Below are 22,004 nucleotides of genomic sequence, written 5' to 3' on the forward strand. Positions count from 1 at the left end.
TTGGCAGTGGATATTCAAATCAACACACAACGGATACAGACGGATGTTCTGGTGATTGGCGGGGGTACGGCTGGAACAATGGCGGCGATCAAGGCGAAGCAAGCGAATCCTGATGGTGATGTGCTGATTTTAGAGAAAGCAAACATTCGTCGCAGTGGTGCGATCGCAATGGGTATGGATGGTGTCAACACAGCCGTGATTCCCGGTAATTCCACCCCAGAGCAGTATGTGCGCGAAGTGACCATTGCTAATGATGGTATCCTAAACCAAAAAGCAGTCTATCAAACTGGTAAGCTGGGCTTTGAGGTCATCCAAGAACTGGAAAGCTGGGGAGTTAAGTTTCAAAAAGATCCTCAAGGAAATTACGACTTAAAACAAGTGCATCGGGTGGGAAAATATGTATTACCGATGCCAGAAGGCAAAGATCTCAAAACGATTTTGACCCGTCAGGTGAAACGACATAAAGCCAGAGTCACCAATCGCGTCATGGCAACTCGCGTCCTGGTGCAGAATGGGCGGGCGATCGGGGCTGTTGGGTTTGATGTGCGATCGGGGGATTTTGTCGTCATTCAAGCAAAGGCAGTAATTCTGTGTACCGGAGCCTGTGGGCGTTTGGGGCTACCTTTATCTGGCTACCTCTACGGTACTTATGAAAATCCCACGAATGCAGGGGATGGCTACTCGATGGCATATCACGCTGGAGCAGAGCTAACAAATATCGAGTGCTTTCAAATTAATCCATTAATTAAAGACTATAACGGGCCCGCCTGTGCTTATGTCGCTGGCCCCTTTGGTGCTTACACCGCCAATGCTGAAGGTTATCGCTTCATCCGATGTGATTATTGGAGCGGTCAAATGATGCTGGAGGTTTGGAAGGAGCTTCATTCTGGTAAAGGGCCGATCCAACTGAAAATGACCCACCTTGATGAAGATACGATCACTGAGATTGAATCCATTCTTTGGTCAAACGAGCGCCCTAGTCGGGGGCGGTTCCATGAAGGACGGGGAGAAAATTACCGTACTCATGGCGTAGAGATGCACATTTCTGAGATTGGTTTGTGTAGTGGTCACAGTGCATCTGGCGTTTGGGTGAATGAGAAAGCCGAAACGACTGTACCAGGATTGTATGCAGCAGGCGATATGGCAAGTGTTCCCCATAATTATATGATTGGGGCATTCGTTTTTGGACGACTAGCGGGTATACATGCCGTAGATTACATTCAAAACTTGGAGCATATCGAACCTGACTTAGACTTTTTGGCAGCAGAGAAAGCACGGATTTATGCTCCCCTCACTCGTCAAAATGGTATTCCACATACGCAAGTAGAGTATAAATTACGCAGACTGATCAACGATTATTTACAGCCACCTAAAGTTGGTCACAAGATGGAAATTGGGTTAAATTACTTTACCCGCTACAGCGAGACTTTGGACATGATGGGCGCTCGTGATCCCCATGAACTGATGCGGTGTATGGAAGTTCACTTTATTCGAGATTGTGCAGAGATGGCTGCCCGATCATCGCTGTATCGGCGGGAAAGTCGTTGGGGATTATACCACTATCGGTTAGATTATCCAGAGAAAAATAATGAGGAATGGTTCTGTCACGTTAACTTGAAAAAGCATGAGTCAGGAGAAATGATTCTCTTTAAGCGTCAGGTCGAGCCATACGTGGTAGAAGTGGATCTAGAGAAAGAAGTTTACGATGTTGCAGTTCGATAAGAATCATACCAAATTAGATTTTCGTTTCGTAGAGATGTAGCATTGCTACGTCTCTACAGATAAAAAAAATAATAGCAATGACAATTGAAATTAGGAGGTATCAAATTTATGGCTTTAGCAATCCAAAGAGTAGATGTTCCTGTCATTGTTGATGAGTCGAAGTGTCTAGAGAAATGTACGGTCTGCATTGATGTTTGTCCGTTAGACGTGCTGGTGAAGAATCCGGAAACAGGCAAGGCATATATGAAGTACGATGAATGCTGGTTTTGCCTACCCTGTGAGAAAGAATGCCCTACAAACGCAATCACGGTGCAAATTCCATTTTTGTTACGGTAGTAGAGTGTCAATTTTGATTTGAGGGATGATGACTTTAGTTCGTAGTAAGGACTTTAGTCCTAGATCATTAAGAGCGCTAAAGCGCTCACTACGAACCAATCAAAACAAAGTTGACAGTGTAGTAAGGTAAGGAATATGACTGCTGAGATGGATTCTGAACTGAACCAATGGTTAGAAATGCTGCGATCGCCTGAGTTAAGCGATCGCTTAGTTGCGGTGAAAACCCTGCAACATTTGGGTGATGAGGCAGCACTACAGCCATTGATGACGGCACTACAAGATGAGAGTTTGGCAGTGCAAAAGTTAGCAGTGATGGCGCTTTGGGAGTTAGCAAATCCTCATGCTGTTCCAGCTTTATTGAGGTGCTTAGAATCACCTGATGCAGAAATTCGTCAAGAAGCACTGTCAGCCTTGGGGGAGCTTGTTACACCGGATCATCTGCTGCTGCTTTTAGATATTCTCCAACAGGAGAATTTAAATGTACAGATCAGTGTGCTGACTCTGTTAAGGAAAATTCATGATGTTCAGTCTCTACCTTATGTGTTGCCTTTTTTTGAGGCGGAACAGCCAAGTTTACGAGAAGCAGCTGTGACCACGCTCCGGTATCTCAACCAAGTGGAGCGGTGTCAGCCAGCCCTGGCGCTGATGGCAGATGCAGATGTGACGGTGCGCCGTGCTACTGCTCTGACTCTAGGACATCTGGCAGATCAACAGGTGGTTAGTTTGCTGTGTCAAGCGTTGACATCGGATGCCGATTGGCAGGTGCGCCGTAATGCAGCCAAATCCTTGGCACTCCATGCATCGCCGGAAGCATTGCCAGCGATCGCAACTGCCCTAGAGGATGAACATTGGCAAGTCCGCAAATTTTCAATTCAGGTATTACATAAAACACCAGATCAGCGGTTTTTACCTGAATTAGTGAAAGCGTTGACTGATGAGTTTTCGGATGTCCGTCGAGATACGGCGATCGCCCTTGGTATTCTCAAGAACCCCACTGCGCTCAACGCCCTCCAGCAAGCATTAGACGACCCAGATCGAGACGTTTGTATTTACGCACAACGAGCCATTCAAGCCATTCAGGAATCCCAAGGGGAATCAGCCTATGTCTAGCGACGATTCTCCTTTTGAGCAAGCTAGCCCTCCACAGGAAAATACCTCTTCCCCAATCCCCGACCCCCGTACTCTACGAGAAGCCGCTTACGCGTCTACATGTAGCGTCTCCTCTGGAGAATCCCCGATCCCCGATCCCTTTTTTCAAGACAGTATAGAGGATTCAGCAGTTTTTTCTGAGCCGCAGATGGGCGATCGCCCATCTGCGGTTATTGACTGTCTCAAGCAAATCATCGAACCAATTCTCAAAAACAATATTGTCAGTTTGGGGATGGTTCGTAATCTGCGGGTTGTAGATAACTATGTTTACCTGCGGCTTTACGTTGGGCAGCATCAACACCAGTTAGAAGACCAAATTCAGTCGGCTTTGTCAACTTTATCTTGGTGTAAAAAGGCATACATTCAAATTTGTACAATTCCTGGAGTCAAAACAACTCTAGCAATTTCTAGCGGCAAGGGTGGCGTTGGTAAATCGACTGTCTCAGTCAATCTGGCAGTTGCCTTAAGTTTACAAGGAGCAAAGGTAGGGTTATTAGATGCTGATGTCTATGGCCCGAATGTGCCTCAGATGATGGGGTTGGGGCAAACAGATGTGAACATATTAGACACCCCAAACGGTCAACGTTTTGTGCCTCTCGAAGCTCACGGGATCAAAGTAATGTCAGTTGGGTTACTAGCAGAACCCGATCATCCCTTAGCTTGGCGTGGTCCTGTGTTGCATAAAATTGTCACACAGTTCATTCATGAAGTTGCCTGGGGTGATCTCGACTACCTACTGATTGATCTGCCACCAGGTACAGGCGATGCCCAAATCACGATCGTGCAGGAAAGTCCTATCTGTGGGGTGATTTTAGTTGCAACGCCACAACAGGTCGCAATCTCAGATGTTCGGCGTAGTATTTATATGTTTCGTCAGGTGGGTGTTCCAGTTTTAGGAATTATTGAAAATATGAGCTATCTCATTTGCGAACACTGTGGAGAACCGACTCCTATTTTTGGTAGTGGTGGTGGTCAACAGCTAGCAACAGAACTTAATGTCCCGTTACTTGGACAGGTACCCATCGATGCACGCATTTGTACCGGAGGTGACATCGGACAACCACTGACTTTAACAGATCCCACTTCTACAGTAGGTCAGGTATTTATGCAAATAGCAGCTTCTTTAGATGTAACATTTGACTGTACTAGTACAAAAAGGCAAAAGTAAAAAATCAAAAGTCAAAAGAAAGAACACTTATGCTGTAAGCTTTAGTCTTGAATTTTTAAGCACGCGCATTGCTTACTACAAACCCTCAATCACTTGAGAGACTACTACTGCCTTAACAGGATGAATTAGATAAAGATATATAAAGATATATAAAGACTAGCTAAAGACTAGCTAAAGATTTAGTTAAGTATGAAAACTTCCTATCATCAAAATACACTTAACGCACGATCATAGGAGATTATCAGTCTTCCACACAATAGAAACATTGCTCACCAGTGCTGGGTATCAGTGTTATTGGTGTGGATTATCCCCTGCGGGCAATCGGGGTGCTACCAATCATAAAAGCCAGATTTAGTTTCTCTGGACTTGATCATACCTAAAAGTATATGGTTATGAGCTTTGTGAGCAGTTATGCGAAGTTGCGTATTTTCACGATATTCTGAATCTTCATTGTGACAGCCGATACTGGCTCCGCACACCGTCGCAGCTCTAATTCTGTTTGAGCTTCGGATTTTCCCAGTCAGCCGCTATATGCTGATGCTGTACTCAATACAATCCAAAAATATTTAGGGTGCATACGATTTCTCTGGTGACTACTAACTAAATCAACCTCATTTATTCTGTGTGAAGCTATGGGAACTGTGTTAATTGTTGAGGATTCATTAACGGATATGCAAATCTTGATCGGCTGTCTTCAGAAAGGAGGCATCAATGTCTTAATTGCTCAAACTGGAGAAGAAGCCATTGCCACTATTAGCCGACAGAAGCCGGATGTCGTCCTTTTGGATGTTGTTCTACCTGGCTGTAGTGGATTTGAGGTTTGTCGTGAACTCAAGGGAAACGTCGATACAAATAATATTCCGATTGTTTTATGCTCCACCAAAGGAGGCGAAATGGATAAATTTTGGGGTATGAAGCAGGGAGCATCTGCTTACTTGACGAAACCAATCGACCACGAAGAACTGGTACACACAATAAAACAGTTCATCAAAAGTCGTAATACCTGAAGCAACTCCCATGACTAACTTTTCATTCCTGCCAAATTTAAGCCCATCCCCTGAGAATAAGCAAGACTCTGTACTGGTATCAGTGTCAGCCCACAGTGAACAATTTCTGCGGCTACATCTTGTACAAGACATGACGGCTCTGTTACCCATCCAACAGGTGGCTGAGGTGCTGACAATTCCGATTGGCACAATTGTACCAATCCCTCACATGCCGTCTTGGGTGATGGGAGTTTATAACTGGCGGGGTGAAGTTCTTTGGATGATCGATCTTGGCCACCTGTGCGGGCTTGCTCCCTGGTACGAACAAATAACTAGTCCTTCGGTGTATGAAGCGATCGTGTTGGAAGTGGCTGATGAACAATCCACAAAAACTCAGCCGAAAAGTCAGACCCTGGGGCTAGTCGTTGATCGAGTCGAAGATATTGAATGGTGTGACTGGCAAGCCATTCAATGCCCTCCAAACTTCACGCTCAATCCGAAGTTAACACAAATTTTGCGCGGATATTGGTGGAAATCTAATGATGTGATGTTAGCAGTTTTAGATGGTTCTGCAATTCTGCGAGCCATGCCCCGGTAGTAAATGTACTCAGACAGGATTAATTACACACATTGTTTTCTTGTTCCCTATTTCCCATTCCGTGTTCCCTGTCTTGGCTAAGAAATTTAATTTTGTCCAACTACTTAACAATGTGTAATTATGGTTCAACAGCCATTCAAATCCGATCGCAGTGAACATAAAACTTCTAAGCCCGCAGATCACCAAAGCACTGATTTAATCTATATAAATTCCGGTGATGCTCTACCGCTACAATCACGCAAAACTTCCAAACAGCCCTTATTGAACCAAATCGAGCCAATCGCCGACAACTTACAAACTTCTGCGGGAGACAAACTGATTCGCTGGTGGCAAGGCGTGAATGTGAGGGCAAAAGTCACCTCTTTGGCAGTGATGATGAGTACGATTCCAGTCTTAGTGATTGGGAGAACTGCTTATTATTTTGCCAATCAGTCGATTACTCAGCAAGTAGAAGCTTTTGGCAAAGCGAAGGTAGTTGATTTGCAACAGAAAGCGAACCTGTTTATGCGTCAACGTTTTAATGACATCCAAGCGATGGCAAGCCTAGATGTTTTTACCGATCCCCAGTTGCGATCCCAAGCGACAGTCGAAGATCAGGTAGCAGCTCTTACCCGCCTCATGAATAGCTATGGTATTTATGATAGTATTGCAATTTTTGATTTACAGGGAAATGTAGTTGCTCAAACAGCAGGGTCTGAGCTTGGGAACCAGCTCAATCAAGATTATATTCAAGCAGCCTTAAAAAATAATGGAGCAACCATCAGCCAGCCCAGGCTTTCGGAAAGCTCAAAGGTTTATGCTCTTTATGCAGCTTCTATTATTAAAGATAAAACCACAGATCGACCCATTGGTTTCATCCGGGCGCGTGTGCCGATGGAATTTTTGGATGAGGTACTCCGAAATTATGCAACTCAAGGGACACAGTATTACTTGATCAATACTGCTAACGAGATTTTTCTTGGTCCTGAAGGTTCTACTGAAGGCACAAAAGTGGTAACACTTGACTCTGCAAATACAGCTAAAGCAGAACGCCAGGAGAAATATAAGAAAATTATTGCTGACGAAGTTTATCCTTTATTTGAGCGCATCAAGGCAGCCAATCGAGTCAGCACTATTATCTCCTACAATTCAATCACCAAGACTGAACACCTACTCACCTATAGTCCTCCTGTTAAACTGCGAGGGTTGCCAAATCTCAATTGGCAAGCGATTGTTTCTATCGATACAGACACTGCTTTTGCTACCCAACGACAATTACTGTTCACGCTGTCGATTGGAACTGCAATCACCGCTTTATTGGTAGCTGCGATCGCAGCGATGATTGCTAACCGAGCAACTCGCCCAATTCTAGCAGCAGCAACGGCAGTCGAAAAAATTGGTCAAGGAGCGTTGGGAACTCGCCTACGCTTTCAGGGAACAGATGAAATTGCTTCACTGGCAAGCAACATCAACCAGATGGCACAACAGTTACAGGAGTCTTCAGGAGCACAAGCGTTTGAGACAGCACAGGAGCGCTTGCTGATGGCAGCCAAAGGATCTGGGGCATTACGGACACCGGATCTGCAAAATATTTTTGATCAGACCCTTGAGGGAACCCGAAATCTTCTGCAATTGGATCGGCTTGTGATTTATCGCTTCGATGCTGGCTCCAGTGGAGGCATTATCTCAGAATCAGTGGCAGCAAACTGGTCAAGTGCCTTTGAACTTAACGTCAATGATTCCTGCATTCCTCAACTAGTCCGTGATGCTTACCATCAAGGCCGAGTTCTGGTTGCAGATGATATCTCCCAGGCAGAGTTTCATCCCGAACACCTCAAGTTGCTAGAGCAGTTACAAGTTAAAGCAAGTTTGATCATCCCTATTCTCGGTGGTGGTGAGATTTTCGGCTTGTTGATTGCTCATAGCTGCTCAGGTTTGCGTAATTGGCAGCAGTCTGAGATCAATTTCCTCAAGCGCTTGGGCAATGAGCTTGGGCTTTCGATCTACCGAGTCGAACTACTAGAGCGAACGGTTCACCTAGCAGAAGAACAGCGTCAACTCAAAGAAAGGCTGCAAAAACGGGCATTAGAACTGCTGAAGGAAGTAGATCCCATCAGTCAAGGGAATTTGATGATCCGGGCCAAGGTCACAGATGATGAAATTGGCACGATCGCGGATGTCTACAATGCGACTGTGGCTAGCTTACGGAAAATAGTGCTGCAAGTGCAGGAAGCCACCAATCAAGTAGTTGTCACAACGGACACGAGTGATACTTCAGTACAATCTTTATCAGCAGAGGCATTACGGCAAGCAGAGGAAGTAACTGCTGCCTTAAAACTCGTGACAACAATGGCGAACGCTGCCCGAGAAGTTGCTGCCAATGCTGCACAGGCAGAAGAAGCTGTGAAACTCGCAGATTTGACTGTGGCGGAAGGAGATGCTGTCATGAACCAAACGGTGGATGGAATGCAGACAATCCGGGTAACAGTTGCGGAGGCCGCTAAGAAGGTGAAATATTTGGGAGAGTCCTCACAAAGGATTTCTAAAGCCGTTGAACTGATTAGTGCCTTTGCTGCTCGAACCAATATTCTGGCTATCAATGCTTCCGTAGAGGCTTCTCGGGCAGGATCAGAAGGAAGAGGTTTTTCCATGATTGCTGATGAGGTACGGACATTGGCACGACAATCCGCAGAAGCAACAGAAGAAATTAGACAGTTGGTTCTCAGTATTCAAGCAGAAACAAGAGAAGTGATTACAGCTATGGAATCGGGGACAGAGCAGGTTGTGACGGGAACCAAGCTGATAGACGACACTCGCCAAAGCTTGAATAAAATTACAGCAGTCAGTTCTGAAATTAGCCAACGGGTTACTACGATCTCTCAAGCAACAATTTCTCAATCCCAAACATCCGAGGTCGTCACCCGAACTATGCAGGATGTTGCCTTAATCGCCAATCAGACTTCAGCAGAAGCCAATCAAGTCTTATCGTCCTTTGAGCAATTGCGCCAAGTGGCGCAATTGTTGCAGGAGAGTGTCGGGCAATTTAAAGTTCAGTAGTCAAGAGTCAAGAGTTGGTCATTAGTTTTTCTCCGCGTCCCCGCGTCCCTGCATCCCCGTGTCTCCGCCTGCTTTCTTGTCCCCCTTGTCCCCTCCTTCCCCAATCCCTGCTCCCCGAACTATGGTAATCCCCCCTGATATCCGTGACCAAGCCTACCAATTCTTCGTTGAAGAGGCACCTGAGTTACTGCAAGTACTTGAAGTTGGATTATTGTCGCTCAACCAAAAGCGGAGTATTGCCAAAGTCCATGACTTAATGCGTACTGCTCACACCCTCAAAGGAGGAGCCGCTAGCGTTGGGTTAACCGCGATCGCAACGCTGGCGCACCGTCTGGAAAACATTCTTAAAGCTTTCTATGACGAAACATTAGAAATTGATACAGAGCTAGAAACTTATCTATTACAAGCTTACGACTGTCTCCGTATACCCTTAATGGAGCAAATGACAACAGGGTATTTTGAATCAGAGGCAGCTTTGGCGATCGCCGAGCCGATTTTTAGCCAACTTGAGGCACGCTGTGGAGATGCACTATTCCACACGGATCGATATATTCCGAGTTCACCTGATTTAGGTGTCAATCTGGTGACTGACATTTTTACTGTGGATGTTGCTCAAGGGTTGGAGCGGTTGGCAATGGTTATTGCTGCTCCTCATCAGTATCAAGTCGCAGGAGAGTTACGGGCGCAAGCAGAAGTTTTTGCCGGATTTGCCGAACTCTTGAACCAGCCAGAATTTGGGTCAATTGCCAAAATGGCTCTCCAGGCTCTAGAGGCTTACCCGCACCGTGCCCTGGAAATTACACAATTGGCATTGATTGATTTTGAGCGATATCGAACTGCGCTGCTCTCAGGCGATCGCGTTCAACAAACAGGTGCTTCGGCTACCTTAATGGCCTTGGCAAACGCCACAACAACCACTCCGTCAATTTCCGAACAATTGACTGTGGTGGAGCCAATTTCGGAAAATAAGGCAGCGATCACCGACATTACAAACACTATACCTCAGTTCGAGGATGCTAACCCAACCGCTAGTTTAGAAAGTTCAGTTTCTGCAAGTAACGATTTATTACACCTTCAAACTGAAGATCCTGAACCTAAAACGGCAGTCGAAATTTCAAGTGTCCCTCAAGTAGAAGAAAATGGAGATGAGTCAGACAGTACGGAAGTTGTGGCATCCCCAAAGCAGGATTCCCAGAACCCTGAGCAGCGATCGCACCTCATTCCTCAACATCAGCTAAATCTCTCCCCAAAAGCTATTCCATCTGAGCTTGGTAGTGCCCTGCAAGTCAGGAAATCGACCGAGCCATACCAGACAATTCCCCCATTCTACGTTCATCAGGTTGAATTGCCAACCAGTCCAAGTTTGACCGTTCGGGTAGACTCAGAGCACCTAGAAAGCATGAACAACCTTGTGGGTGAACTGGTTATTAGTCGTGAAGGGCTTTTCCTCCAAAATGAGCAGCTTCAAGGAGGATTGCGAAACCTGCGGCAGCGCTTTGCTCGGTTACAGAGGCAAATGAACCAGTTGCGGCAACTGTGTGATCAAACGCTGATGATGCCAGAACGCGATCGCCCTCGTGAAGCTGTTCTCCAACACAGCCACCTCTTGGAGATCAACGAAACTCAACGCGCTGCTGCGAGTAGAGATCGTATTACTACCCCTGATTTTGATTCCCTAGAGATAGATAAATATGGAGCTTTGCACTCCCATGTCCAGGAGATTGTTGAGGAGATGGTGCAGCTAGAAGAAATTACTGATGACATGAACCTGTTTGCCAAGCAGTCGGAACACACCCTCGCTCAACAGCGACACATGCTGACAAACTTACGGGATGACCTGCTGCGGGCGCGGATGTTACCCTTGAGCGAAATTTTGAATCGTTTTCCTCGTGTATTGCGGGATCTGTCCACAACCTATCACAAGCCTGTCACCTTAAAGTTTACTGGTGCTGATGTATTGGTGGAAAAAGCGATCCAAGAAAAACTTTACGACCCATTATTGCATTTACTTCGCAATGCTTTTGATCACGGTATTGAACCATCAGAGTTCAGACGACACCACTCTAAACCAGAACAAGGGCAGATTGAAATTTGTGCTTATCATAAAGGCAATCAAACAATTATTGAAGTAAAGGATGATGGTCAAGGGTTGAATTTAGAACGGATTCGCACTCGAGCGTTAGAATTAGGCTACTTATCAATTCAAGAAGTGGCGATCGCTCCTCCAACGCAGCTCTACGAGCTGATTTTTGAGCCAGGATTCTCAACAGTTTCTCAGGTTAATCAGCTTTCAGGACGAGGTATTGGTTTGGATGTGGTGCGATCGCAATTACAATCAATCAAAGGAACAATCACCGTCAAGTCTGTTCCTGGTCTCGGAACAACCTTTACGTTATATTTGCCGCTAACTTTAATCATGGCCAGATTAATGATTTGTAGCAGCGGCTCGACCACCATTGCCTTACGTACTGACAGCGTGGTTGAAATATTAGCACCTCAAACCGTCCAAATCAGACAATCTGGAACACAGCGTTTCCTATTTTGGGAAGAAAAAATTATTCCACTTTATCAACTGGCTGACCTTTTAGATTATGGCTGTCCGCTACCAGAAACCTCTCCTAGTCGGGTATGGGCTTCTATCTCTGCACCAGAATCTTGGGAATTGCCAGTATTGCTCCTCACCCATGATCGGCAGCTGGTGGCTTTGCAGGTTAATCAACTGCTGACCGAGCAAGAGTTAGTGATTAAACCCTTTGGAGGTGCGATCGCACCTCCTAGCTATACTTACGGCTGCACCATTTTGGGAGATGGTAGTCTGATTCCTGTGATTGATGCTGATAGCCTCTTGGGCTTTGTGCAAACGCATAATAGGGATGCAGGTAGCGATAGATCTGGTTCGCGATTTGCCTCTCAAACTGAAAGTATCTCAGTTCGTCCGTTTTTGAGTCCCAGCAAACCCGTTCTAGCACCGATGGTTCTGGTTGTTGATGATGCAGTTACTCTCCGCCGCAGCTTGGCTCTTTCCCTAAAAAGATCTGGTTTTCGAGTTCTACAAGCACAAAATGGACAAGAAGCGATTGAGAAATTACGGCAAAATTCTTCAGTGCAACTCGTGATTTGTGATATTGAAATGCCTCGAATGAATGGCTTTGAGTTTCTCAATTACCGCCGTCAAAATCCTCAATTTTTGCAAATTCCAGTTGTCATACTCACATCTCGTAGCAATGAGAAACATTACCAATTAGCAATGCAATTGGGTGCAACTGCTTACTTCACCAAACCCTATCTGGAACAAGAGTTTGTAATGGCAATAAATAATATTCTTGCGGATGCTGCTCACAAAAGTAGAAGTTAGTTGGTTGAGACGACGGTCGGGTAACAAAAGACGACAAGTTTGAATAACCGTCAACCTTCTTGGCAGTATCTTGAAACCGCTCCATAGAATTTTCTATCCGTTGACTCATACTCACATCAACATCTTTAAATCCATTGGACTGGGCTATTTCAAACCAATTCTTTTTCCTTTACCCAGATTTATGAGCGATCGCGCTTTTAGGGATCTCCAAGTAATAAAATGCCCAGCCGTATTAAATATATTTTGGCCAAGCCCAAGTATTTAGGCGCTTTCGCCTGAAGGGCGAAAGCGACGGCTGGGCATTTTATTATTTGGAAAGGCCTTAATTCCACTCCTTAACTCTCGAATGCCTTTACGGATAGTATTTCTATCCCATCCCAATTGTTCTTGAGCCAGTAGTTGTCCACCGTAACCTAACTCCATCACAATTTGTGCTTGAAAGCGCCGCCTTGCTGCACCTTTGAGTTGGCTTGTTGTTTCCTGGAACAATTTTTTTACTGAATCAGTTAATTCTATCGACACTCTTCTACACCCAAAATTTTCCTTCCCAATTGAATTTACTACAAAAAGGTGAAGGTGAAGGAGAAGCAGCCCTTGGCTGCTTCTCCTTCACCTAATTACAATGATTATCATTCTTATAATTGGTGATTTTATTCTTTGGAAGTCCCTTATCTCCGAGCCTAAATTTCAATTGATGATGTATCAAAAAAATGTCTCACATCAGGTCATGTAAATTGATTTTTTACTGCTTGTGAGAAATCCGGGTTAATAACTATTAATTACAGCGTAGTTTCTCAGGATTTATTTGAAACTGTATACTAGTCATCTTCCGCTTTCCAGGTAGCTCTTGGGCATCTAAAATATAGCCTTCAGCTTGCAGTTCCTCTATAGTCCGCCACAGAATTTGGTTGTTCCTAGACAAGTTACTGCCCAACAGGTCTAGATTTTTGAACAGATATTGCTTAGAAATCACTAAATATTGTCCATCAATTAGCTTATCCCATTTCATTCGGCTAGCAAGATAAACTAGCAGTTTCATCTTGTAGTCATGCTTGGCATTACTCCCCAGCTTCTGCTTAGTGTCTATGCTGTTGGAGAATAGTATGTAATCTCCCGTTCGCTCCGATCCCTCAAAAAATTCCAGCGCCACCGTATAAGCATCTGCCAGTTCATAAGTATAATCGGCAGCCTTGGCTAAATCGAAATCTCGTGGCACATTGTCGATTTCGTAATCTCGGATGCGGAGGATACTTTTGACGATGACCTTCGCTCCCATTGTGTTGCCTTTTTTCAAAGACTTGGCAAACACTAGCTCAGTTCTATGGAGAGCAACCAAGTCTTGGTTAAGCTGCGATCGCGATCTGGCTGTGAAACTACCATCCTTTGCACGGGTATAGCCCAAGCTTTCCAACAAATCATTGGAACGAAAACAAACAAGACTTCCGTTGTCCTGCTTTCGCGCTTCCTTGTACAAAAACAGCACAATCGCAACCTGGCGTGGATTTAAAAAGGTTAGCAATGCTTTAAATAAGCGCTGAATTCGGCGATCCTGAATCTTCTCCAGTCCTTTGCTAATTCCTTCTTCTGTACAAACTTTCAGATTTAAGTTGGCATACTGGGCTTTCAGATCCTCCCACTCCTGAGCAGAAAGTTCCTCTAATTGAATACGACGAGTCAATGCGACTTCGCTCTCGTCTTTAGAGTCAGCGTTAACTCGCATCTCTAAATAATAACCATCTGCATCAGCATGGAGAATGGGCTGTTGTACATCAGGGTTTCTAATTGATGCTCCTGCTCTAGGCAATACCATCAGCAGTTCTCCATCCACGGGAAAACCAGTATCTTCCTTACTCACACTTATTACCTAACTTACAATACCTTCGCCAAAATAAAGAGGTGGCAGCAGGATTTTTTTTAAAGGCTCCTCCCTTACAGCTAATTTCTAAGATGCGCTATGACTCTGCTCTGTACATCCCCTATGAAAATCCAGACCCTAGTCGCAAGTGCCGTCGTAAATACGGTGATAAGATTGACTATTTATTTATACCAGATAAATTTCTCAAAAAGACTGAAACTGTTGATAATATTCGTACAGATTTTTACCAAGCTCAACTTCTCCATAAAGAATTTTCTCAAGCGTTAAATGTTGTAATTATAGTGCGGACAAATATTGCAACATCACATCGAACTCATGCTGTCTTATTTTCAACTGACTTGAATTTAAGTTACGTGCATGTAGTGGTTAGGCAACATTAAAGTTATGGGTAGAGGCAAGGAAACCCCGTTATTGCCGAATTGAGGCGACGTAAGACCAATAAGCTACAAAGTAGAAAGGCTGTTATCAGTGATAACCAGAAGCTCACACCGTACCTGTACGGCTGTCGGTGTTGGGTAGTTCACTTAACAAATCTTTATGAAGACCTGTGACTCCGGCGTATGATTTTTACGCTTTTACCTGTGACTCCGGCGTATAGTTTTACCTGTGACTCCGGCGTATAGATGTCTCGTTTACCTGTGACTCCGGCGTATAGTTTTACCTGTGACTCCGGCGTATAGTTTTTTGACTCAATTTTTTGAAAGGCTGACGCTGTAAACTATCCAAAAATTGACCTGTGACTCCGGCGTATAATTTTACCTGTGACTCCGGCGTATAGATGTCTCGTTTACCTGTGACTCCGGCGTATAGTTTTACCTGTGATTCCGGCGTATAAGCCACCTGTGACTCCGGCGTATAAGCGATTTTGCCCCCTTGATATCAAAATCTTTCAATGCTAAGTTTCAAATTTGACAGCCTGCTTGTCATGCCTGTTGTCATTTAAAAAGCCGAGGAGAACAGCAAAGGTTCTCTCCCGACTTACCTAAATACTAGGACTTTGTTAAAGTCAACGCAGCGCTAACTGCGTGGAACAAAAGCCCAGATATAAACATATCTAGACTTTAACAAACTTCCCGCTTTATGGTAAGCACACAGAACTGTACTTTTGCTGCTACCCCGGCTCCGTAAACTAAAAATTCACGGAGTTCGTATTCAATGGAAGTAAGCTCTAAAAAAATTGCATTATTTGATTTTATCAAGCTAAATACTGGCATTAAACACATCTATTGCGCTATTTACTCTATATATCGTAATCAGACATTAGTTATCTTCTCCAAGTTCATGATTACTTTGAACGAGGAGGGCGCTCAGTGATGATTACACAGCTTTCAGCATTTGAAATTGATACCTCACAAGCGATTAAACAGCTAGAGCTTTTGGGATACCAACGGGGTGATGCTATTTATGTCCGGGCTTTCTTACCCAAAGAAGACCCCCGTTATGCTCCTAACACAGGACGTAAAGCTGATAAACTCAACTTCAAACAAATTTTGCAGTGGCAGCAGCAAGGTTACGGCATATATTTTGTGATTAATGGTGGGGGTCACAAAAATGAAGACGTTCAACTGTGCCGTGCGGTCTTCATTGAGCATGACGACGTGGAAATAGAATTACAGCGGAATTTGTGGCAAACACTTTCGCTACCAGAACCAACCTTTCAAATCCAGACTCGCAAATCCGTGCATTCTTACTGGGTGTTTGAAAAACCCATCCCAGTTGAAGAGTGGAAGCAGTTGCAAAATGACCTACTAACCTACACTGGTGGTGACCCAGCCATCAAAAATCCCAGTCGGGTGATGCGATTAGCTGGTGCATGGCACATCAAGCCAGGGGAAAAACCGCAAAGGTGCGATATCATCTCCCAGTCTGGTATTAGGTACACCTATGAGAAATTACGTTCCTCTGTGCCGTTGTCACAGAATCCTGAATTAGTCCAACGGGAGCGTAAAGCAGTGCAATCAGCAGCCCGAGCGTTTGCACACGAGCAGCAGTACACTCGCTATGAAGATATCCCTGTGCCAGTGCCAGTTGCGATACCGCTTGAAGTCTGTCTTTCCAAAGAGTCTCGTACTCTGCTCAACTTTGGGATAAACGAGGGGGGTCGCAATACCAACGGAGCCAAACTAGCACGAGACTTAATTGGCACTGCTAATTATCTTACTAACATCGGTCAGCAGTTTGACGGCGACCCACAACTACTGTTGCAGGACTACGCTAGTCGTTGTAACCCACCGCTACCAGCCAAAGAAGTAGATGTCATCTGGAAATCAGCCGAAAAAGACCGCCCTAGACCCAGCTGTACTCCAGAAGGTGTGGAAACCTGTATTAGGGCTTGGTACTGGAACACTTGTATTAAGCCGAATCAAAATTCATTGGCTAGTTCTGGTAGTCCTCCTATAAATCCTGGGTTTGGTAATGTTTCCAGTGTTGGGAAAAAGTTGCCTATTTCAGATGTCGCACTGCACAAACGCATTCTAGAAATTTTGAGTAGTTGTGATTCCGGGTCAGGGCAAGCAGGAGCATTGATGGAGTTGGCTGCTTTGGTGGGATATCCTTATCGGCAGATTGAGCAGCTAGCTAAGCTACTTACTTTTGAAGCAGATTTGCAAACTGACACTTTAGTTGCCACACAGAAGCTTTCGTCTCTACTAAAAACTCATCCCCACCAACTTTACCTTACCCGATTGCTTGAACCTCAGTTCGCCCAACTTTTGATTGATACCGCTAAGGCCATGCCCACAGCTCCTGAATTTTTATTTACGACACTCTTAGGAACTGCGGCATCTCGAATTGGGTCGGCAGCGCGAGTAATTGTCAAGCCGTCTGCAAAGTACGCTCAACCGATGGTGATGTGGACGAGCATTGTCGCTGACTCTGGCTCTATGAAAACTCCAGCTCAACGGTTAATTATTGACCCCTTGGTGGAATTAGAAGCTGAGGCTTTTGAGCGCTATCGGATGGAAGTGGCTAAATACAATAAGCTACAAACAGTGTGTAAAGGCAAAAAGCAGGACGACTCACAACAGGAGCCAGCAACAGCACCCACTCGCCAGCGCTATCTAACTAAGGACAGCACACTGGAAACATTGCAGCGAATTCATAGTGAAAATCCTCGGGGACTGCTGTACTACCGGGATGAACTAGCAGGGTTATTCAAAACCCGTAATCAATATCGCGGTGGTTTAGGGGCTGATGAAGAGCAGGAACTCGATCAATTCAATGGGTCTGCAATTATCTATGACCGCTCAGACAAATCTGTGTGCTTACCTAAGAGTGCTATCTCACGTACAGGCAGTATCCAGTGGGAAGTTTTAGCCACTATGATGGGTGACCACAACGACTGCAACGGCAGTTTTGCCCGATGGCTGTTTTGTGCTGCAAAGTCTCCCAAACGTTACCTGCGGTTAGTTGGAGAAAGTACTGCTCCCGATACTGGTATCTCTCAAGCACTACGCCAGCTTTACATAAAACTCGGCCATGTGCCAGAGCAAGATTATTTTTTAAGCACGGAAGCGGCTATGTTGTTTGAGGCGTGGCAGCATTCTCTCGTAGATGCCCAAGTTGCTGAGGAGTCCTATGGACTGAGAGTAGTCTACCCCAAGATTGAAGCTTATACAGCGCGGTTGGCACTGTGGTTACACATCGTCAATGCTGTCTTAAGGAGTGAAACTCCGAGCCAAGTCATCTGTGGTAACACGATGGAAAAGGCCATTGAGCTAGCAGCTTATTTTCTGTGGCAACATAAATCAATTCATGCTCAAAACTCTCCAGAATCTGGGCTGATGTCTTGGGGTCTGAAAATCCAGAAGGTGGCTGAACGTCTGGGAGGGGCTACAGCTTCCATGCTCAAGAGTAGCATCCGCGCTTTCCGCAAAAAACCGACTTTTGAAATCCGGCGACTGATGGAAATGATGGCAGCTGCGGGTTGGGGTCGCGTTGAAAATAAAGGGTCTAACTTAGTCTATGTGCCAAATGGTTTGCCACTAAACGAGATTGACAAAATTGACAGAAATTTGACACCAGTGTCAATCCTTCAAACCCAGAGCACTCCTGGATTTGACAATGAAATTGACTCATTTGACACAAATCTGTCAGCACCTCTTTCTTCAGAGAAAGTCACTAATTGCTACTCAAATCCCTCGTTACGATTGGAAGATGTAGAGTTACGTCAATTTGTCAATTCAAACGCTCAAATGCCTACTGCTACTAGCACTGATTTGATTGACACTAACTGTCAATTGGAGCGTCAATTGTCAACGGATGAATGGTCAAATATAGAATTTCTAGGCAATAGTCACGATGATGATTCGTCCCAGTTCCTTGGAGGAAATGATGTACCAACCCCTCTGCCATCAAATGGTAATGCTGCGGAATCATTATCTGGCCTCTTACAAGAATCTACTGAGACAGTAGGTGCCAAAGTCAGTGTTGACTTAAATTTCCCGAATGCTAATGCCCAGACAGAGCAAGATGTGAACTCAACAGTTACAGGTAGTAAATCAAACAACCACAAACTTCAGCCAGTCGAAATTTTGACGGCGGCTGGGGAGTGGATTAGTGGATATTTCATTGATGCTTGTGTCACTGTTGCCAATTTAGTAGGGCGATTTAGTTTGTTTGATGCAGACGGGACAATGCATGTCTTTGAAGGACAAATCCGAAGAGCATCATCAGGCTAGGTGCAAGCACAACTTTAACATCTACTTTTCTTCCATTCATCGCAGTATCTTGTGTTCAATTTTACTCAAAACTAAGGGAGTGAGACATACTGTAAAAACGGATAACAACTGTATCCTAAGCTGAGAATTTCCCGTACAAAAGTTTCAGCTGTTTTTTAAAGGTATTAATTATGACAGTTGGAAAACTTAAATTAAAACCTGGTCAAGAAGTTAATGTAAACAAAAGTGACAAACGGGTAAAAAGAAGTGATACTGAAATTTCAGTCACCACAACCTGTAATTCTTCTGAACAAGAGTTAGTAGAGCACGAACCCAAGCCAAGGGAAGAATTTGCAACAGAGTCTGAATTACCGACAGCTGATACTGTAGTTGTTGCGGTCGAAGTGCTGGAGGAGCTAACCGAGGAGGAAAAAGCTGACCGTCACAGATTAGAGTTAAAAATAGAACGGGCATTTTATGAAGCAGGTTGTGCCTTAAAGGCACTGCGAGAACGGCGGCTATACCGGAGTACTCATAGAAGTTTTGAGGAATACTGCCGCGATCGCTTTAATTATAGTCGCGACACTGCTTACCTGAAGATGGCGGCTGCTGTTGTCTATGACAATATCCAGAAATTTTTGCCGACCAATGGTCGGCAAACTCCTATGCCGACCAACGAACGTCAGTTACGTGATTTAGCTAAAGCGAATTTGGAACCAGAGGTTCAAGCGGCTGCATGGTTGCAGGGTGTAGAAGAGGCAGGCGGTAAAGTTCCAAGCGGACGCATTATTAAGGGAATTGTGGAACAGCTCAAGGAAAAGCCTCTGCTGCTTGCCAGTGATTTTTGCCAAATAGGTGACGTATTTACCTTAACTAGGTTAGAGGGTACTGAACGCAAATATAATGGCTGTTGGGCGATCGCAGTTGTCCTTAAAGAATTTAGTGTAGAAGTGGATGTTCATGACACTACTCTAAACGTGAAACCTGAAAACCTCAACAAAATTGATTCTCCGGAAGTACATCGCCAACTACCACAAATCAAAAAACGCATCAAGCGTTTGCGCGATTATGGAATACTAGATCGCTGTGCCTACACAGTGTTGGAGTCTCTGGGACGACAGACTTACTTGACCCCAGTCGAGGAAGGCTTGTTGGAATGGTTGGAGAAATATTATGAGGATAATAGCTGAAACATAAAAACTGGTCGATAACAAAGCATCAAAGAAGATGAGGTATGATTTCATGAAGTCAATTATGTCGTGAGTAGGCATTTTTATATCACATAGAGGCCCAAAGGCGCAGAGAATAACTTGAAATTGTAAACTGGAGAATGCGGTTCAAGATGCTAAGACTTCACTAAGGATGACAACAGGTAAACCCGGAACATTACGAAAGCCTTTATCGTTGGTAATAAATTGATTACAATTAACAGATAAGGCTGTGGCTGCATGAATAGCATCTGGTGTTTTGAGGTTAGTTGTAGCGCGAAGATTTGCGGCTTGTCGCAGTATTGATTGAGTTATAGAAATTAACTGCACTTGAGATGATAATAATAGTTCTTCATAGTCTGCTACTAAAGAATTATTGCCATTACGCAATGGAACAACTAAAACCTCCATTAATATTAATTCGCTGCTGACTATTTGAATTTCTCCTGTGTAGAACTTAGACCATAGTGGTTGCAGGAGAGAATAATAATCAGGGTTGCCTTCAATAGTATAAATAACTACGGAAGTATCTATATAAATAGTGCCAGGAGATGGAAGTATCAGCTGTCCCATGATGAGCGTTCTTCTTGTAGTTGTCTATCTATATCCTCAGCAGTTCGAGAAGGGTGTCTCCTACGGCTTTCTTCTATAATGTCGAGTACTGAACGCTTTTTGGGTTCAAATTTTTCTGGCAAAATCACAAATACGTCAACTTTATCGCCTTCTTTCGCTTCAGGAATTTCAATTTCTATTTTGTTTCCTGGTAAAACTTTGGTTGTGATTCGTAAAGCTGATTGCATAATATTTTCAACCTTATATTGTGAATACATCTTCATAAATGTCTGACATTGTAAGATTTAACCCCACTGATTTTAATTGTAATTTATCTTCCTTAGTTAAGATTTCTAGCAACCAATTTCCTTGATAATCTTTACGATAAACTTCTACTTTGATTTCCTCTTGGGAAACTAATACATATTCTTCTAAGCTTTCTAAGGTTCGGTAATGAATGGCACTAAGAAAAGCTGAAAGGTATACGAGATAGACATTCCAGCTTTTAATAAATGAGTAGTGAGTGGATTGTAACGGTTTAACATTAGTTTACTTGAATATCTGACCCCATCTGTGACAGGTTAAGAGAATTGCACGGTTGTCAAGGGGAGTTGAGGAAAAGGTGATAGATTGAGCTTAGGGACAGGCTTTCGGAGTACTTTGACCACACCTAAATCCTGATTTTCTTTTGCAGCGAAGTACTTAACTGGGTCTGTGGCTTTGCCCAAGTCATAGGCGACGCTAAAATGGTACAAACCGCGCTCAAGCATCTCCAACGAAATGCGACCAAAAGGTAAGGATAGTTCATCAGCGATCGCCCTACAAAATTGGTTTTTTCTTGCTGTTGATAATTATCATTATCATTGTTTTTTGTCATTCTTTAGAGGTATTGACAAGATGCATAAAACTTTAACCCATCACAGATGATCTGACCCTCTCTAGCAAACTTTGCTGTTCTAGAAAAAAATAAGTTTGTTCTTAAAATAATGAAATTGGCTGGTTAAAATTTTTCAGTCACAGATAAACTGAAACTATCTTGTTAGTCACGAGGTTTACTACAGTCTTGGGTAAAAACCTCAGTTTCTCAAACTACTTGTCAAGCTAGGACTGGTCTTTAACTCGACTGTGTGAATCAAAGTTTAAGAGCCTAAAAAAATATAACCATGAGGTAAGTTCATGGATTTACAGTTGCGTGATAAGCGATCTCTTATCACTGGTAGTACCAGTGGTATCGGTGCAGCCATCGCGAAAGCTTTAGCACAAGAAGGTGCGATCGTTATCGTACACGGACGAAAGCCAGAACAAGCACAGATATTTATCAAGCTCAACTACTTCACAAAGAATTTTCTCAAACGTTAAA

At 44.1% G+C, this 22,004-nt stretch carries 16 protein-coding genes and 3 pseudogenes; 12 read left to right on the top strand and 7 right to left on the bottom strand.

From position 1 onward, the window contains the following. The first annotated feature begins 6 nt into the window (after positions 1-6). The 8 genes from AC5JMK_RS14875 to AC5JMK_RS14910 all read left to right on the top strand — a co-directional run bounded on the left by AC5JMK_RS14875 (position 7) and on the right by AC5JMK_RS14910 (position 12,350). The gene (locus AC5JMK_RS14875; RefSeq protein WP_096679593.1) at positions 7-1,722 is read left to right on the top strand and encodes a fumarate reductase/succinate dehydrogenase flavoprotein subunit; all 1,716 of its coding nucleotides are present in this window, start codon (positions 7-9) and stop codon (positions 1,720-1,722) included. A 108-nt stretch (positions 1,723-1,830) separates the two neighbouring features. Next, positions 1,831-2,058 carry a 4Fe-4S dicluster domain-containing protein gene (locus AC5JMK_RS14880; protein WP_096679595.1) on the top strand — a complete coding sequence of 76 codons (228 nt, stop codon included), beginning with the start codon at positions 1,831-1,833 and terminating at the stop codon, positions 2,056-2,058. 135 nt (positions 2,059-2,193) lie between these two features. Beyond that, positions 2,194-3,168: a HEAT repeat domain-containing protein gene (locus AC5JMK_RS14885; protein ID WP_096679597.1), complete on the top strand. Its 975-nt coding sequence runs from the start codon at positions 2,194-2,196 to the stop codon at positions 3,166-3,168. Then, a complete protein-coding gene (locus AC5JMK_RS14890) occupies positions 3,161-4,375 on the top strand; it encodes an Mrp/NBP35 family ATP-binding protein (RefSeq protein ID WP_495910443.1) in 1,215 nt (404 codons plus the stop codon). Before AC5JMK_RS14885 ends, AC5JMK_RS14890 begins: the two co-directional genes overlap by 8 nt. A 632-nt stretch (positions 4,376-5,007) precedes the next feature. Then, positions 5,008-5,382: a response regulator gene (locus AC5JMK_RS14895; protein WP_096679599.1), complete on the top strand. Its 375-nt coding sequence runs from the start codon at positions 5,008-5,010 to the stop codon at positions 5,380-5,382. Between the two features lie 10 nt (positions 5,383-5,392). After that, positions 5,393-5,959, top strand: a complete 567-nt coding sequence (locus AC5JMK_RS14900) for a chemotaxis protein CheW (RefSeq protein ID WP_495910444.1) — start codon at positions 5,393-5,395, stop codon at positions 5,957-5,959. Between the two features lie 120 nt (positions 5,960-6,079). Next, positions 6,080-8,995 (top strand): methyl-accepting chemotaxis protein, encoded by a 2,916-nt coding sequence (locus AC5JMK_RS14905; protein ID WP_096679603.1) that lies wholly within the window; start codon positions 6,080-6,082, stop codon positions 8,993-8,995. A 121-nt stretch (positions 8,996-9,116) separates the two neighbouring features. Then, positions 9,117-12,350 carry a hybrid sensor histidine kinase/response regulator gene (locus AC5JMK_RS14910; protein WP_495910445.1) on the top strand — a complete coding sequence of 1,078 codons (3,234 nt, stop codon included), beginning with the start codon at positions 9,117-9,119 and terminating at the stop codon, positions 12,348-12,350. Positions 12,351-12,638: 288 nt separating this feature from the next. On the opposite strand, the pseudogene AC5JMK_RS14915 reads toward AC5JMK_RS14910, so the two are convergent. Continuing rightward, positions 12,639-12,866, bottom strand: a pseudogene (locus AC5JMK_RS14915) (ISAzo13-like element ISMae28 family transposase); the annotation flags it as partial. 259 nt (positions 12,867-13,125) lie between these two features. Then, positions 13,126-14,205 carry a hypothetical protein gene (locus tag AC5JMK_RS14920; protein ID WP_096679606.1) on the bottom strand — a complete coding sequence of 360 codons (1,080 nt, stop codon included), beginning with the start codon at positions 14,203-14,205 and terminating at the stop codon, positions 13,126-13,128. Between the two features lie 41 nt (positions 14,206-14,246). Here AC5JMK_RS14920 and AC5JMK_RS14925 point away from each other — a divergent pair, with 41 nt between their 5' ends. Beyond that, on the top strand, positions 14,247-14,606 hold the full coding sequence (locus AC5JMK_RS14925) for a hypothetical protein (RefSeq protein ID WP_495910446.1): 360 nt from the start codon (positions 14,247-14,249) through the stop codon (positions 14,604-14,606). A gap of 277 nt (positions 14,607-14,883) precedes the next feature. Here AC5JMK_RS14925 and AC5JMK_RS14930 read toward each other — a convergent pair whose 3' ends face one another. After that, a complete protein-coding gene (locus AC5JMK_RS14930) occupies positions 14,884-15,066 on the bottom strand; it encodes a hypothetical protein (RefSeq protein WP_495910447.1) in 183 nt (60 codons plus the stop codon). A 473-nt stretch (positions 15,067-15,539) separates the two neighbouring features. On the opposite strand from AC5JMK_RS14930, the gene AC5JMK_RS14935 reads away from it, so the two are divergent. Then, the gene (locus tag AC5JMK_RS14935; RefSeq protein ID WP_096679608.1) at positions 15,540-18,905 is read left to right on the top strand and encodes a DUF3987 domain-containing protein; all 3,366 of its coding nucleotides are present in this window, start codon (positions 15,540-15,542) and stop codon (positions 18,903-18,905) included. Between the two features lie 170 nt (positions 18,906-19,075). Next, complete coding sequence (locus tag AC5JMK_RS14940) at positions 19,076-20,074, top strand: hypothetical protein (RefSeq protein WP_096679610.1); 999 nt, start codon at positions 19,076-19,078, stop codon at positions 20,072-20,074. Between the two features lie 147 nt (positions 20,075-20,221). Here AC5JMK_RS14940 and AC5JMK_RS14945 read toward each other — a convergent pair whose 3' ends face one another. The 4 genes and pseudogenes from AC5JMK_RS14945 to AC5JMK_RS14960 all read right to left on the bottom strand — a co-directional run. After that, a complete protein-coding gene (locus AC5JMK_RS14945) occupies positions 20,222-20,665 on the bottom strand; it encodes a type II toxin-antitoxin system VapC family toxin (RefSeq protein WP_495910448.1) in 444 nt (147 codons plus the stop codon). Then, positions 20,653-20,892: a hypothetical protein gene (locus AC5JMK_RS14950; protein WP_495910449.1), complete on the bottom strand. Its 240-nt coding sequence runs from the start codon at positions 20,890-20,892 to the stop codon at positions 20,653-20,655. Before AC5JMK_RS14950 ends, AC5JMK_RS14945 begins: the two co-directional genes overlap by 13 nt. A 13-nt stretch (positions 20,893-20,905) precedes the next feature. Next, positions 20,906-21,103, bottom strand: a pseudogene (locus tag AC5JMK_RS14955) (Uma2 family endonuclease); the annotation flags it as partial. Between the two features lie 122 nt (positions 21,104-21,225). Further along, positions 21,226-21,462: pseudogene (locus AC5JMK_RS14960) on the bottom strand (IS4 family transposase); the annotation flags it as partial. 358 nt (positions 21,463-21,820) lie between these two features. Between AC5JMK_RS14960 and AC5JMK_RS14965 the strand changes: the two are divergent. Then, entirely contained in the window at positions 21,821-22,003 is a 183-nt protein-coding gene (locus AC5JMK_RS14965; protein WP_495910450.1) for an SDR family NAD(P)-dependent oxidoreductase, read from the top strand. Position 22,004 lies beyond the last annotated feature (1 nt).

This window comes from Pelatocladus sp., assembly GCF_059505505.1.

What these genes read in the sequence shown, in the direction of transcription:
- AC5JMK_RS14905 (WP_096679603.1), top strand. Translation starts at nt 6,080, where the DNA reads ATGGTTCAACAGCCATTCAAATCCGATCGCAGTGAACATAAAACTTCT.
- AC5JMK_RS14880 (WP_096679595.1), top strand. Translation starts at nt 1,831, where the DNA reads ATGGCTTTAGCAATCCAAAGAGTAGATGTTCCTGTCATTGTTGATGAG.
- AC5JMK_RS14965 (WP_495910450.1), top strand. Translation starts at nt 21,821, where the DNA reads ATGGATTTACAGTTGCGTGATAAGCGATCTCTTATCACTGGTAGTACC.
- AC5JMK_RS14910 (WP_495910445.1), top strand. Translation starts at nt 9,117, where the DNA reads ATGGTAATCCCCCCTGATATCCGTGACCAAGCCTACCAATTCTTCGTT.
- AC5JMK_RS14900 (WP_495910444.1), top strand. Translation starts at nt 5,393, where the DNA reads ATGACTAACTTTTCATTCCTGCCAAATTTAAGCCCATCCCCTGAGAAT.
- AC5JMK_RS14940 (WP_096679610.1), top strand. Translation starts at nt 19,076, where the DNA reads ATGACAGTTGGAAAACTTAAATTAAAACCTGGTCAAGAAGTTAATGTA.
- AC5JMK_RS14935 (WP_096679608.1), top strand. Translation starts at nt 15,540, where the DNA reads ATGATTACACAGCTTTCAGCATTTGAAATTGATACCTCACAAGCGATT.
- AC5JMK_RS14895 (WP_096679599.1), top strand. Translation starts at nt 5,008, where the DNA reads ATGGGAACTGTGTTAATTGTTGAGGATTCATTAACGGATATGCAAATC.
- AC5JMK_RS14885 (WP_096679597.1), top strand. Translation starts at nt 2,194, where the DNA reads ATGACTGCTGAGATGGATTCTGAACTGAACCAATGGTTAGAAATGCTG.
- AC5JMK_RS14950 (WP_495910449.1), bottom strand. Translation starts at nt 20,892, where the DNA reads ATGCAATCAGCTTTACGAATCACAACCAAAGTTTTACCAGGAAACAAA.
- AC5JMK_RS14945 (WP_495910448.1), bottom strand. Translation starts at nt 20,665, where the DNA reads ATGGGACAGCTGATACTTCCATCTCCTGGCACTATTTATATAGATACT.
- AC5JMK_RS14890 (WP_495910443.1), top strand. Translation starts at nt 3,161, where the DNA reads ATGTCTAGCGACGATTCTCCTTTTGAGCAAGCTAGCCCTCCACAGGAA.